Origin of the sequence: Chitinophaga ginsengisoli, from assembly GCF_003014595.1 — a bacterium.
Taxonomy (GTDB): domain Bacteria; phylum Bacteroidota; class Bacteroidia; order Chitinophagales; family Chitinophagaceae; genus Chitinophaga; species Chitinophaga ginsengisoli.
Window position 1 is genome coordinate 21224 of the sequence record NZ_PYGK01000027.1, and the last position, 14398, is coordinate 35621.

A 14398-nucleotide genomic window follows, 5' to 3' on the forward strand; every position below is an offset into this window, starting at 1 on the left:
ACTGAAACCGGAGATTTTTTATAAATCTTCTTCTCCGCCGCCCATGAAGTCGTCCAGTTCGCGGCGCTCTTTCTTGGTCGGGCGACCGATCTTGCTCGGTCGTTTACCGGTCTGGAATACGGAGGCCTCCCGATTTTGTTGCTTATCTTCTTCGGGAGTAATATCAGTGTAGTACTTGATAGCTTCTGTGTACTGCACGCGGTTGGCCAGCAGGCCGGTTACCTGTATTACCCACTTGCGGCCTTCCGTTCTGATCTCATAAACGTCATTAATGGCAACGGGGCGGGCTGCTTTTACGGTTACGCCATTTAGTTTCACCCTGCCGGATTCACAGCCGGCAGAGGCCAGGGAGCGGGTCTTAAAGATCCTGATAGACCAGAGGTACTTGTCTATGCGTACTTTTTCTACTTCTTTCATCTTTGGATAATGTATAAGGCCGGCCCGTTAGTAACGAGCCGGCCTTCAAATTTATCAATAAATAGCGTTATCAGGCTATTTGCTCATTTCTGCAAAATATTTGTGGAAGTAAGGGATGGTCTCGATTCCTTTATAGAAGTTGGCCAGGCCATACTTTTCGTTTGGTGAGTGCAGGTTATCGCTGTCCAGACCAAAGCCCATGAGGATGGTTTTCAGACCCAGTTCCTTCTCAAACAGCGCTACAATAGGAATACTTCCACCGCCGCGCATCGGGATAGGACCTTTACCAAAAGTGGCCTTGATAGCCTCACTGGCAGCCTTGAAAGCCACATGATCTGTTGGCGTTACGTAAGGACTGCCACCATGATGGGTCGTTACCTTTACTTTCACACTTTTCGGAGCGATCTTTTCAAAGTGTGCCTGGAATAAAGCAGAGATCTCTTTCCAGTCCTGGTTAGGCACCAGGCGCATGGATATCTTGGCAGAAGCTTTGGATGGCAATACTGTTTTGGAACCTTCGCCGGTATAACCACCCCAGATACCATTCACCTCCAGGGTAGGACGGATGCCGGTACGCTCGATAGTGGTATATCCTTTCTCGCCCCACAGTTCGTCTACACCAAGGTCAGCTTTATATGCCGCTTCATCAAAAGGAGCGGCGTTCAGTGCATCACGCTCTTCCTTGCTCAGTTCCTGCACTTTGTCATAAAAGCCGGGAATGGTGATGTGATTATTTTCATCGTGCATGGAAGCGATCATCTTACATAGGATGGTGGCCGGATTAGCTACTGCTCCACCGTACACGCCGCTGTGCAGGTCACGGTTAGGACCGGTTACTTCCACTTCCATATATGAAAGGCCGCGTAGACCCGTATCCAGTGAAGGATTTTCCAGGCTGAGCATAGCAGTATCAGAGATCAGCACTACATCTGCTTTCAGTCTTTCCTTATTCTCCTTGATGAAGATACCCAGGTTAGCAGACCCAACTTCTTCCTCCCCTTCTATCATGAATTTGATATTGCAGGGCAGGGTGTTGGTTTTAGCCATGGTTTCAAATGCCTTTACATGCATATAAAACTGTCCTTTATCGTCAGCGCTGCCGCGTGCATAGATCTTCTCATCTTTGATAACAGGCTCAAAAGGACCACTGTTCCAGAGCTCCAACGGATCTGCAGGCTGTACATCATAGTGTCCGTATACTAATACAGTAGGCAATGCAGGGTCTATGATCTTTTCTCCATATACGATAGGATGACCTGCAGTAGGGCAAACTTCCACTTTCTCCGCGCCGGCTTCCTGCAGGCGCAGTTTCACGGCTTCGGCGCAGGCTTTAACATCCTTGCTGAAGCTGGAGTCAGCACTAACAGAAGGGATGCGCAGCAATTCCAGCAGTTCTTCGAGGAAACGATCTTTGTGTGTAACCTGGTAATCTTTCCAAACTTGCATGTTCCAGTAAATTAACTTTTAGAAAGGTGCAATTTAAGGGAAAGTCGGAAATATTGATTTGTCTGTTTCAGCTGATCAATTTGACTACATTAACACCGCATTAACAATTTTGTTGAACTTTTGATCGAACTTAACCCTGCAAAAACCGGTATACACTACACCAATCCCAAAATAGTATGCAAATCAGCGAGGACATCACAATGTTATCCGCCCTCCAGAAAGATAACAGGCTGGAGGCTTACCAATACTTCTTTATGAAATACTACAAGCCCCTTTGCTTTAAAGCCTGTCAGATGCTGGGGAACCAGGAACGTGCTAAGGAAGAAGTGCAGCAATTATTTATAGAAGTATGGAAAAAGAAGATTTACCGGCAAATAGACCATTCTCCAGGCGGATTCTTTTATCAGCTTTTATTTGAGCGATGCCAGAGGATACAACAACAGGCAGCACCGAGTACCTGTCCGCCCTGCCAGACAGGACCTGCCGTTGTACCCCAGGCCTTATCTCCGCGATGGATAATTTCGTGACCCGGTCATTTCAAAACACAACATATATTACCCTCAATTAATCTTCTAAGCACAAGATGAAATACGACCAAGAGTATATATACACATTACTCCTGCGTAAGCAACTGGGCGAATTAAGTGAAGTAGAAGATACGTTGCTGCAAAACGTCATACACACCGATGAACAGGTTCGTAAATGTTACTATGAACAGGAAGAAGCTAAACTATATACCGATAATGCTTTTCTAGACGATCTGCGGGTGGAACATGATTGGTTGAAAGTAGCAGCTGTACTTGCGCCTAAACCTTTGCACACGAGGATCTTTCTGTTAGCCAAACGGCATAGCACTGCCGCAGCTGTTTTTATTACAGCCGTTACGTGTGCGGGCAGCTGGATGGTTTACACAAAGGATTATTTTCAGACGCCTGCCGAAACGCCGGTGTATAGCCCCATTGTACACCGTCAGGCACCGCCGGCAGTGAAAACCACCGTTTCCAAAGCCGTGGTATTACCTGCCGATACCACCGTCCACGTTACTACCAATCCTGCGCTACTGGCCGCTAATATGCCAGTAACGCCTGCCGGAGATACTGTCGCTACGGAAGCGGTCAATCCTCTGGCCGGCAAGCGGATCACGCACGACAGCATCTACCAGAGCAGCACTATCGAGTGGAATACCCTGACGGTGCCGCCCAGAACAGATTACAGAATAGAACTGTCTGACGGAACGGAGGTACACCTGAACGCCAGCTCTACCTTACGCTTCCCCTTCATATTCCCTGGCAGGACCAGGGAGGTTTACCTGGAAGGAGAGGCATTCTTCACCGTGGCACATGACCCGAAGCACCCGTTTATTGTGCATACGGGTACCACCTCTGTGATTGCATTGGGCACGGAGTTTAACGTAAATTCTTACGATCATAATATCATCACAACCTCCCTTGTCACAGGAAGTGTGGTAACAGATGTAGGTGACAGTCTGGATGTAACCCTGAAACCGGGCTATGAGGCCATTTACAGGCCGGGTGAACGTTTTAAGGTAAAACGTTTTGACGAGAACGTTACCCTGGGCTGGAGGGACGGGATCTTCCGCTTTCAGAATAAACCGCTGGACAATATCATTCCGGTCATGAAGCGCTGGTTTGGACTGAAGGTTTCATTTGCAACCCCCGGTATGGCCGACCAGCTTATTTCCGGAGATCTTGATAAGGATAAACCCGTTACTGACTTTCTAAACGATATCTGCCGGGAGAAAGGTCTTGACTACAAGATCTATGACGGCACCATTCACTTTACCGTACAGAAACAATAGGCGGAAAACAATCAGGAAATCAGTTTCTGCCGTAACAGAAATTCGAGTTTCTCGTTTACATCCAGCAACTTGGCTGTTAACTCTTTATTCTCTTTCCGAAGGGAGTAAACTTCGTATGCTTTATCTATATTCTGCTTCAGCTCATCATCATTCCAGGGCTTTGAGAAGTATTTGTATACCTGCCCTTTATTGATGGCATCTATTACAGCATTGATATCAGCATAACCGGTTAACAGCATCCGGATCGGCTCCGGATATTTATCGAGAATGGATTCGAAGAACTCTATTCCCGTCATTTTGGGCATCCGCTGATCAGAAATGATGATCTGTACTTCCTGCTTCGCCAGCACCTCTTCTGCCTCCTCTGCTGAAGTAGCCGTAAACACTGTGTAGAGCCTACGGAATGATGCCTTAAAAGCATTTAAATTGTGTATCTCATCATCAACATACAGGATATGGATGTGTTGTGCACTCATTGACGCTGCCTTAGATTCAAATAATTAAAAAAAAACGCGTTACAAACGAATGAAAGAAGGATAGACATTGAAAAACAAGCGCTTATATTGGACCCATTCATGGATAACTTCTTTAGATACAAGCTGTTCCGTACCTGGCTACCGTGAAATATTAGTAAAATTATAGAGAAACAGACATAACGCTGCCGTTTTTTTTGACAATGCCGGTATCTTTTCTGTGAAAGTGAAATAACGCCGTTTTATCGTTTCCCACTACTCCCTCTTGAAGATTAAAAAAAAGCAACTATGTTTGCTCTTGCTATCCAGTTTATTTCATGGAGGTCTAACCGGATGCCCCCAAACTGCATTCTAAGTTACGATAAACCAAAGTGATATAGTACTGTTGTATGCTAAACTGCAAACCATAGATTAAACTTAAATCCTTATTAACATGAAAAAAAACACGCTTGTTATCTTAATTATCATAGCCGTAATCGTAATACTCGGTGGTTGTGGTGTATCTAAATATAACAGTATCGTGGGGCTGGATGAATCTGTAAAAACCTCCTGGGGTACCGTACAGAGCCAGTATCAGCGCAGGTCAGACCTCATTCCGAATCTTGTTGCAACTGTAAAAGGTGCTGCCAACTTTGAGCAGTCAACACTGACCAAAGTGATAGAAGCACGCTCAAAAGCTACAGCCATCACAGTAAATGCAAATGACCTTACTCCTGAAAAAATGCAGCAGTTCCAGCAGGCGCAAACGCAACTGGGCGGTGCACTGGGAAGATTACTGGCTGTTGCCGAGGCTTATCCTACCCTGCAGGCTAACCAGAACTTCCGTGATCTCCAGGCACAGATAGAAGGTACTGAAAACCGTATCGCTGTTGCCCGTAAAGATTTCAATGAAACTGCGAGAGTATATAACAGTACCATCCGTACCTTCCCGAACAACATCGTGGCAGGCTTCGGCGGCTTCCAGCAGAGACCTTATTTCGAGGCACAGGCAGGTGCAGAGAATGCTCCTAAAGTGCAATTCTAAACGCAATCCTGTATGAGCATATTCCCATTCAAAAAAAAGGAGCTCCTGACAGAGGCTGAAAAACAACAACTGGTACAGGCTATACGCGATTCCGAAAGGCTTACCAGCGGAGAGATCAGGCTGTACGTGGAAAGCCGTTGCAAGTATGTCAACCCCATGGACCGTGCACAGGAAATATTCCTGCAGCTGGGTATGGACAAGACTAAACGCAGTAACGGTGTGATCGTGTATATTGCTCTGAAAGACCGCCAGTTTGCCATCCTGGGAGACCGGGGTATTCACGAGAAAGTAGGCGGCGACTTCTGGGTAAAAGAAGGAGAACTGCTGATCGACTATTTCCGGAAGAATGACTACGTTGGTGGTATAGAAGCCTGCATCAGGGAAATAGGAGAATCGCTTTGCAAGTATTTTCCATTTGAAGGGGACGACGAAAACGAATTACCCGACGACATAGTAATCGGAAGATAAGCGGCGGCTGATCATCCCCCGCACTGTAAAATTTTATATGATGAGGAAAATATGCTGGTTATGGCTGGTTATACTGTTATTCACCGGATGGAAAGTACAGGGGCAGGATATTCCTCCCCGTCCTAATCCTCCACGGCTGGTAAATGATCTGGCAGGCGTATTGTTAGGTGACGAGGCAGAAACGCTGGAGCGCAAGCTCCGCGCCTATTACGATAGTACCTCCACACAGATTGCGATCGTCACGATGAACACCATCGGCGACTACGAAAGCAGCGAAGTGGGCCTGAAGATCCTGCGGGACTGGGGTATCGGTACGAAGGGAAAGGACAACGGTATTCTGATACTGGCTGTCATACAGGACCGGAAAGTACGTATCGAAACGGGTTATGGTATGGAAGGTGTAGTGCCTGACGCTATTGCCAACCGTATCATAGACGAAGCGCTCAAGCCTAATTTCCGTGAGCAGCACTATTACCAGGGTTTTGACGAGGCAACCGACAAGATCATTGCAGCTGCTGCAGGAGAATACAAAGCAGATCCCAACAGCCGCAGCGGCAAAGGGAAAGGCAGTAATGCCCTGTTCATCGCCATTTTTGTCATTATCATCATCCTTCTTATCATAAGAAACCGGGGTGGCGGTGGCGGCACTACCATCAGCAGAAGAGGTTCCGGCGGCTGGATAGGCCCTACTATCGGAGGTCTTGGCGGCTTTGGCGGTTTCGGTGGCGGAAGTTCCAGCGGAGGCTGGGGCGGTGGTGATAGTGGCGGAGGTTTCGGTGGCTTTGGTGGCGGCTCCGGAGGTGGAGGCGGCGCCAGCGGCAATTGGTAATAACGTAAACTACCGTATAAAAGAAACAGGCTGTCTGCTTAAAGCGACAGCCTGTTTCTTTTATATCTCTGTCAGCGGGAACCAGACATTCACCCGTGTACCACTGGGTTGCCCCGCTTCGTCGTACAGGTCTTCTATATCAAATGTGGCATCCAGGTTGAAACGCCTGTTATACAATGCCAGCCTGTCTCTTGTAATCTGTAGTCCGCGGGAATGATGCTCATTTCCCTGCTGTCGCTGTGCAGCGGCTTTCTCCCTGCCAATACCGTTGTCTTCGATCACACACAACAAGCTTCCCTCCCGCTGCTCGAAAGTGATAGACAAGCGGCCATCTCCCTTCTTATGTAACAATCCGTGCCAGATGGCATTCTCCACAAAAGGCTGTAAGATCATAGTGGGGATATCTGTAAAGTCAGGATCCAGCGCATCATCTACGGTAATATTATAACTGAACTGATCGCCAAACCGCAGCTTCTCCAGCTCCAGGTAGTTTTCCAGCATCTTCAGCTCCTTCGATATCGGGATACTATTCAACTGTGAGTTGTCCAATACATTCCTGATCAGTCTTGCAAAACGGCTCAGGTAAGACAGCGCCTGCTCTGTCTCCCTTTTCATCATGAAGGTCTGGATAGAGTTCAGGGCATTGAAAATAAAGTGAGGGTTCATCTGCGCACGCAGCGCTTTCATTTCCAGCTGTGCTATCTGCTGCTGGATCACTGCACGCCGGCGTGCTTCTTTCTTGACAGCATTCACCCGCAGTTTAAAATAGATGTAGATCAGCACAATGGTCAGGAATGCACATAATATGCGGAACCAGGCCGTCTGCCAGAAAGCAGGTAATATGTTGATCGTAAGAGTGGTGATACCTGTTGAAAACGTGCCGGCAGGATTCACACTACGTACCTTGAACAGGTAGCTGCCGGGCGGCAGGTTGGTATATCTGGCTATCAGCAATCCTTCTGCCTTCACCCATTCTTCATCAACCCCTTCCATCTGGTAGAGGTATCCCACAGACTCATGGTGGTACTGCAGGCTTTTGAATTCGATACTGATGAAGTTCTGCCGGTGCGACAACGTAACCGGCGTATACCGGCCGCCCTCCACTCCTATGTTGATCACGCTGTCCATGGCCCGAAAGCCCAGGATCGTCACATTCGGTGGTGGTGGCGCTACTTCCAGGGCTGCAGGATCGAATATCACAAAATGATCCGAAGCCCCTACCATCAAACGGCCATCCCGCAACTGGCTTACGGAACGGCGCACCTTCCTGTTATTATCTATAATATCTCCCGACTGTACAAATGTTTCAATGGTTCCCCCTGGCTTGTTGAAGCGGTAAAAACCATACTGGGTAGTGAACCAGACGCCTGTTTTGCCGATCACCTGCAGGTTCAGCACCCATTCGTCGAAGAGGGCCCCATTGATCATTAAAGGCCTTCCCTTTGCATTAACGGTGTTATAGACCCAGAGACCATGATCAGTTCCTGCTATAAGGGTGCTATCGTCCAGGAATTCAATACAGGTAATATTGCTGACCGTTAGTTTATCCTGTATGAAAAGCGTGGATTTGCTCACCTTTCCGGTCTTTATATTGAACCTGATCAGGCCCGCATCGCTGGTAGCCATCCACAACAGAGAATCATGTTGACGGGCTATATCCATTACCGTTATAGGTCGTCTTACATATTCCAGCAGTCCTGGGTAACGCACAAATTCATTGGTACGCGTATCCCATCGCACCAGTCCTCTCTTATACAATCCTATCCAGACAGCAGTATCATCTTCCGGCAGCATAGTCATCAGGGTCTGCTCCCCAAACGCCGGGGAATGATAGTGATTCACGAACATACCTTTCTCCGGATCAAATACAGAGAGATGGCCATTCTCCTGCCCTACGAGTACGCTTCCATCCTGCATCTCCGCAAAGCTCCAGACAAGACCACGCTCTTCCGGCAACTGGTACGCCGGGCTCCTGGTATTGTGTAGGAACTGGCCTTTCAGCTCCAGTGAAGGATTTAACCAATTAAACCCTTTTCCCCAGTATCCGGCATATATATTTCCCCGACTGTCCTGGAACAGCCCTGTTACTTCCGCCCTGGGCAATCGCTCTTCAGTACCTTTAAACACTGTGCGGTGGTCCATGATCCGGAAGGAGCTGTCCGGCATATTTAAGATATTAACACCGAGATCTGTTCCTACCCAGAGGCGGCCGTTACGGTCATTCAGAAAGCAATTCACCTCAAAGTCATAATGCAGGCTCTGATCGTCTTCATTATGGGCCTGGATATTTGTGGTGAATTTGCGGGTGCTTTCATTGAACCTGTAGATACCTCCGTTTTCGGTGGACACCCAGATATTCATTCCCTTGTCGGCGATGATATCCGTCACCATATTTTTACCTGAGGGCAAGGTAAAAGAAAAGGTGCTCAACTGGTGGGTATCAGGGTGATACTGATAGAGCGTATCGCCTGCTCTGGCGGCCATCCATATGCGTTGCTGGCGGTCTATATAAAATCTTTTGACGCTGCTCCTGACAGCGAGCAGGGGGTTATGATGGGGATTGTTTGCATGATAGTAGAGATGTCTGCGGGAAGGATCGAATAGATAGATACCATCACGTCCGCTGATCCACAGGTTACCTTTAGCATCTTCAATGATGGCGCTGTAAAGGTTTTCCCGTATAGCTTCAGGAATATTCCCTGGCTTGATAAAACGGCGGTGCTCCTCGTCATACTGTAACAGCCCTTCCTGCGTGGTAGCCCATATAACACCGGCATGGTCCTGTATGATGCGGCTACAATTCAGGTTGCCCTGGGGAGAGGGAGGAATATCAATCTTCAGCACCGCCACCGATGATAGTGCAGGGTCATAATATCGGATATTATCCGGGGCTCCCATCCAGATCCTTCCTTTATTGTCCTCACACAGGCAGATATCATCATAATAGATAGATCCGGGCACTTTATCAAAACTGGCGATCGTCACCAGGTTAATGCCGTCGTAGCGCTGCAACGCTGTGCTGGCAATCCATATAAAGCCTTTGCTATCCTGGAGAATGGCGGAAACATGGTTACTGGCCAGTCCGTCTTTACGGTCGAGATGTGAGAAAGTATAAGCTGTACCCTGCGCCTGCATGTCCGGGCAATACCATGCCATCAGCCATAGCAGCAAGGCTGAAACAGATAAGCGTTTCGACAAATGCAGTTTCTTCAAGATGGTGAAAGCGTTAAATTGTTTTATGTACCCTGCCGATACCAACAGCTGCCTGGTATTTCCCCTCATCAAAAGCATTCTCACTTTTGGCCATCACGATGGTGGCTACGCCATTCCCGATAAGGTTAGTAATAGCACGCGCTTCCGACATAAAACGGTCCACACCGATCAGAATACCCAATCCTTCGATGGGGATTACCTTAATAGCTGTAAGGGTAGATGCCAGTACAATAAATCCACTGCCGGTAATACCGGCAGCTCCTTTTGAGGTTATCATCAGAATGCCGATGATGGTTAGCTCCTGCCAGATATCCAAATTTACGCCATAGACCTGAGCCAGGAATATCACCGCCATAGAAAGATAAATGCTGGTGCCATCCAGGTTGAAGGAATAGCCGGCCGGTACTACCAATCCAACTACCTGCCTGGCGCATCCCAGTTCTTCCAGCCGCGCCATCAGACCCGGTAAGGCGGATTCGGAGGAAGAGGTGCCCAGTACGATCAATATTTCATTGCGGATAAATTTAAGATAATGCCACAGACTGAAACGATAAATACGCGCAATGCCTGCCAGCACTACGCCTATGAATAATAACATTGTCAGGTATACACATCCCATCAGCTTCAGCATGGGATATAAGGATTCCAGTCCGAAGCTGCCTATTGTATAGGCCATTCCGCCGAAAGCACCAAGCGGGGCCAGTCGCATGATAAATTTCAGGATGTTAAAAAACACTTCGGATAGTTTCTCGAAAGTAGCCAGCAGAGAATTGCCGGCACCATTCATTCTGGTAACACCGTAACCAAACAGCACCGCAAAGATCAGAACCTGCAGGATGTCTCCTTTCGCAAAGGAGTCTATTACGTTGGAGGGAACAATATGCATGAGAAACTCAGACCATTTGAACTCTTCCGCCTGTTGCTGGTATTTCGCCACGGCAGCAGTGTTCATCTTCTGAAAGGCCTCCCCCACGCCTGGTTTCAGCTGATTGGCCACCAATAATCCGATGGCAATGGCCAGGGTGGTGATGATCTCAAAGTACAGGATCGCTTTCCCTCCTACACGGCCCACCTTCTTCATATCGCCCATACGGGCGATACCCAGCACGATAGTCAGAAAGATGATAGGAGCGATCAGCATTTTGATCAGGTTAATAAACATCTCACTCATTAACTTACCGGTAGCAGCGATGGAGGGGAATAGGGCGCCGGCGAGTATGCCAAGGACAATTGCAACGACTACCTGAAAGTATAGATGCCTGTATAATTTACTCATATAGTCAAGATACAAAAAAACGCTTAACGCTGCGTGCGATTTGCATACAGCGCTAAGCGTTCTTAATATAGTATGTAACGATTAACCTTTGATAGCGGCAATACCAGGAAGGGTTTTACCTTCAAAGAATTCCAGCATTGCACCACCACCGGTAGACACGTAACTAACTTTTTCAGCGAGGCCAAACTGGTTTACTGCCGCTACGGAGTCACCACCGCCTACCAGGGAAAATGCACCCTGTGCGGTAGCGTTCACGATAGCATCAGCTACGGCTTTGGTACCTTTCTGGAAAGCTGGCATTTCAAAAACACCCATCGGACCATTCCACAGGATCGTTTTTGACTGTTGGATCGTTTCGCTGAACAGCGCTACAGATTTCTCTCCGATGTCCAGTCCCATCCATCCGGCAGGGATGTTATCATTGCTTACTATCTGCGTGTTTGCATCGGCAGCAAATTTATCAGCAGCTACTGAATCCACAGGCAGGATCAGCTGTACGCCTTTGGCTTTTGCTTTAGCCAGCAGTTCCAGCGCCAGGTCCAGTTTCTCATTTTCGCAGAGGGAGTTACCGATCTCTTTACCCTGCGCCTTCAGGAAGGTATACGCCATACCACCACCGATGATGATATTGTTGGCTTTTTCCATCAGGTTCTCAATGATCAGGATCTTGTCGCTTACTTTAGCGCCCCCCAGGATAGCGGTGAAAGGCTTACCTGCACCATTCAGCACTTTCTCAGCGTTACCTACTTCAGCTTCCATCAGCAAACCAAACATACGTCTGTTAGCAGGATAGAATTCAGCGATAACAGCTGTAGAAGCGTGTGCACGGTGAGCGGTACCGAAGGCGTCGTTCACGTAAACATCACCTAGTTTGGACAGTTTTTCTGCAAAGCCTTTATCACCTTTTTCTTCTTCTTTATAGAAGCGCAGGTTTTCCAGCAGCAGCACTTCTCCGGCCTGCAGGCTTGCAGCTGCGGATTCAGCTACAGGACCGATGCAGTCTTCAGCAAACTTCACTGTCACACCATCCAGCAGTTTTACCAGGTGGTAAACCAGGTGTTTCAGGGAATACTTCTCGGTAGGACCATCTTTCGGACGACCCAGGTGAGACATCAGGATCACGCTACCGCCATCTTTCAGGATTTTCCTGATAGTAGGTACGGCAGCAGTCATACGGGTATCGTCAGTGATCTCGTATTTATCATTAAGTGGCACGTTAAAATCAACACGTACCACAGCCTTATGGCCGTTGAAATTGAAGTCGGAGAATTGACTCATTTGCAATTATTTTAAAGAGATGGAGATGTAATCTGAGAATAAAATATAAATGGTGAACAGTGAATGGTGTGTATAAACACCATTTACCATTCACCACTTACAGTATAGCAATAAGCTTATTTGCTGATCAGACCGGCGAAGTACTTCACAGTACGTACCAGCTGAGATACATAGCTCATTTCATTATCGTACCAGGATACGGTCTTCACCAGTTGTTTGTCGCCTACAGAAACGATCTTAGTCTGTGTAGAGTCAAACAGGGAACCGTAAGTGATACCGATGATGTCGCTGCTCACGATCTCGTCTTCTGTATAACCAAAAGACTCGCTGGAAGCGGCTTTCATTGCAGCGTTGATTTCGTCAACAGACACTTTCTTCTTCAGAACGGTTACCAGTTCAGTCAGGGAGCCGGTGATAGTTGGAACACGCTGTGCGCTACCGTCCAGTTTACCTTTCAGGCCAGGCAGTACCAGACCGATGGCTTTAGCAGCACCAGTGCTGTTAGGAACGATGTTAGCGGCAGCAGCACGTGCACGGCGCAGGTCACCTTTAGGGTGAGGAGCGTCGAGTGTATTCTGGTCGTTAGTATAAGCGTGGATAGTGGTCATAGTACCCAGTTCGATACCGAAGGTATCGTCCAGTACTTTTGCCATTGGCGCCAGACAGTTAGTAGTACATGAAGCGCAGGAAATGATAGTTTCGCTACCATCCAGGATGTCATGGTTTACATTGAAAACTACTGTTTTCAGGTCGCCGGTAGCAGGAGCAGAGATAACTACTCTTTTAGCACCTGCAGTCAGGTGAGCGGCTGCTTTATCTTTGTCTGTAAAGAAACCTGTAGATTCAATCACCACATCAATACCATGTTCTTTCCAGGGAATTTGTGAAGGATCTCTCTGTGCGTATATTTTTACTTCATTACCATCAACGATGATGGCATTATCAGAATGTTTAACTTCTGAATCGAAACGACCCTGTGCAGAATCGTACTTCAGCAGATGAGCTAATACAGCGGGACTTGTAAGGTCATTAATAGCTACCACGTCTATACCTGGCATCTTGTAGATCTGACGGTATACTAAGCGGCCGATACGACCGAAACCATTAATACCGATTTTAAGAGTAGTTCCCATTTTACACTGAGTTTGTTGAGATTGAAAAAAATTGAGTAGCGAATTTACAAGCTATAGCGGGATAAAGCAATATAAATTTAAGTTAAGCAAGTTTTTTTTGAAAATATCAAAATTGAGATTACCTTTGCAGTCCTCTAAACATGGAGATCATGTAAAAGAGGGGATTAGCCGCGTTGGTCAATCGGCTAAGACGCCTCCCTTTCACGGAGGAATGACGGGTTCGACTCCCGTACGCGGTACCAAAGATGATGGAGATAGTACGAAAGTATTATCTCCGTTTTTCTTTTGAGGCAATTCGCGGTACATTATGAGAACATATCTACCCTATAAATTTAAATAATGAAACACATCCTTATCCTATTCCTTTTATTCACCACGCTGCGTACCTATGCACAAACACCAGACAGCATCTGGCTGAAACAGCTCCGCACCTTGCGCGATGCCATCTATCAACGTGATAAAGAAACCGTCAAACAGTTTTTTGATTTCCCGTTTAGTGTCAGCAATGTCTGGTACCTGGCACAGGAAAATAATGACGCGAATGATTCCCTGACGCAGAAAGCCATTAACCAACTGGCCAGTAATGCAACACCTTTGACCGAAAAATTATTCATGCTTTACTTTGACCAGATCTTCCACAAGAAATTCGTCACTGTATTCTTAAAGATCAAAACAAAGGAAGTATTCGAGAAAAAATTCGTTGAATCACCAGAATACCAGGGCAGCAATAAATGGTACTACAAATGTACCATCTCCTTCCGCAGGGCAGAACAGCGAATGTGGATCAGCTATGAATCAAATAATATAGCTAATGGAGAGGAACCAAAATATGACAAGGATGGCGAACTACTCGAAACACCACTAGGTGGATCTGAAAGTCTTGAATTCAAAATGATAGATGGTCAGATGAAACTGGTATCTATTTCCAATGCAGGATAAGTCGAAAAAAATTCAAGTGACCCATAATTGTATGAAACTATCCTCCACCCAATAGTCCGACACCTTTCATACAGGGAATTTTC

Annotated in this window: 13 protein-coding genes and 1 tRNA gene; 7 read left to right on the forward strand and 7 right to left on the reverse strand. The window is 47.1% G+C overall.

The features are described from left to right. Positions 1–18: 18 nt before the first annotated feature. On the reverse strand, positions 19–417 hold the full coding sequence (locus tag CLV42_RS33000) for an RNA-binding S4 domain-containing protein (protein ID WP_106606220.1): 399 nt from the start codon (positions 415–417) through the stop codon (positions 19–21). Positions 418–492: 75 nt separating this feature from the next. After that, the gene (locus CLV42_RS33005; RefSeq protein ID WP_106606221.1) at positions 493–1863 is read right to left on the reverse strand and encodes a dipeptidase; all 1371 of its coding nucleotides are present in this window, start codon (positions 1861–1863) and stop codon (positions 493–495) included. A 176-nt stretch (positions 1864–2039) separates the two neighbouring features. On the opposite strand from CLV42_RS33005, the gene CLV42_RS33010 reads away from it, so the two are divergent. Next, positions 2040–2390, forward strand: a complete 351-nt coding sequence (locus tag CLV42_RS33010) for a sigma-70 family RNA polymerase sigma factor (RefSeq protein WP_106606222.1) — start codon at positions 2040–2042, stop codon at positions 2388–2390. A gap of 56 nt (positions 2391–2446) precedes the next feature. Then, positions 2447–3682 (forward strand): FecR family protein, encoded by a 1236-nt coding sequence (locus tag CLV42_RS33015; RefSeq protein WP_106606223.1) that lies wholly within the window; start codon positions 2447–2449, stop codon positions 3680–3682. Positions 3683–3693: 11 nt separating this feature from the next. Here the strand turns inward: CLV42_RS33015 and CLV42_RS33020 are convergent, their stop codons facing one another. Next, positions 3694–4158: a response regulator gene (locus CLV42_RS33020; RefSeq protein WP_106606224.1), complete on the reverse strand. Its 465-nt coding sequence runs from the start codon at positions 4156–4158 to the stop codon at positions 3694–3696. Between the two features lie 430 nt (positions 4159–4588). On the opposite strand from CLV42_RS33020, the gene CLV42_RS33025 reads away from it, so the two are divergent. The 3 genes from CLV42_RS33025 to CLV42_RS33035 are packed head-to-tail and all read left to right on the forward strand — an operon-like array spanning position 4589 to position 6476. Continuing rightward, entirely contained in the window at positions 4589–5179 is a 591-nt protein-coding gene (locus CLV42_RS33025; RefSeq protein ID WP_106606225.1) for a LemA family protein, read from the forward strand. Between the two features lie 12 nt (positions 5180–5191). Next, the gene (locus CLV42_RS33030; protein ID WP_106606226.1) at positions 5192–5647 is read left to right on the forward strand and encodes a TPM domain-containing protein; all 456 of its coding nucleotides are present in this window, start codon (positions 5192–5194) and stop codon (positions 5645–5647) included. 40 nt (positions 5648–5687) lie between these two features. Beyond that, positions 5688–6476: a TPM domain-containing protein gene (locus tag CLV42_RS33035; protein WP_245901799.1), complete on the forward strand. Its 789-nt coding sequence runs from the start codon at positions 5688–5690 to the stop codon at positions 6474–6476. Between the two features lie 60 nt (positions 6477–6536). Here CLV42_RS33035 and CLV42_RS33040 read toward each other — a convergent pair whose 3' ends face one another. The 4 genes from CLV42_RS33040 to gap all read right to left on the reverse strand — a co-directional run bounded on the left by CLV42_RS33040 (position 6537) and on the right by gap (position 13376). Next, complete coding sequence (locus tag CLV42_RS33040; protein WP_170117742.1) at positions 6537–9689, reverse strand: sensor histidine kinase; 3153 nt, start codon at positions 9687–9689, stop codon at positions 6537–6539. 13 nt (positions 9690–9702) lie between these two features. Then, positions 9703–10965 carry a C4-dicarboxylate transporter DctA gene (gene dctA, locus CLV42_RS33045; RefSeq protein ID WP_106606229.1) on the reverse strand — a complete coding sequence of 421 codons (1263 nt, stop codon included), beginning with the start codon at positions 10963–10965 and terminating at the stop codon, positions 9703–9705. Positions 10966–11046: 81 nt separating this feature from the next. Further along, positions 11047–12243: a phosphoglycerate kinase gene (locus tag CLV42_RS33050; protein ID WP_106606230.1), complete on the reverse strand. Its 1197-nt coding sequence runs from the start codon at positions 12241–12243 to the stop codon at positions 11047–11049. A gap of 116 nt (positions 12244–12359) precedes the next feature. Continuing rightward, on the reverse strand, positions 12360–13376 hold the full coding sequence (gene gap, locus CLV42_RS33055; protein WP_106606231.1) for a type I glyceraldehyde-3-phosphate dehydrogenase: 1017 nt from the start codon (positions 13374–13376) through the stop codon (positions 12360–12362). A 167-nt stretch (positions 13377–13543) separates the two neighbouring features. Here gap and CLV42_RS33060 point away from each other — a divergent pair. Further along, positions 13544–13618, forward strand: a tRNA-Glu gene (locus CLV42_RS33060). A 97-nt stretch (positions 13619–13715) separates the two neighbouring features. Beyond that, positions 13716–14315 (forward strand): hypothetical protein, encoded by a 600-nt coding sequence (locus CLV42_RS33065; protein ID WP_106606232.1) that lies wholly within the window; start codon positions 13716–13718, stop codon positions 14313–14315. Positions 14316–14398 lie beyond the last annotated feature (83 nt).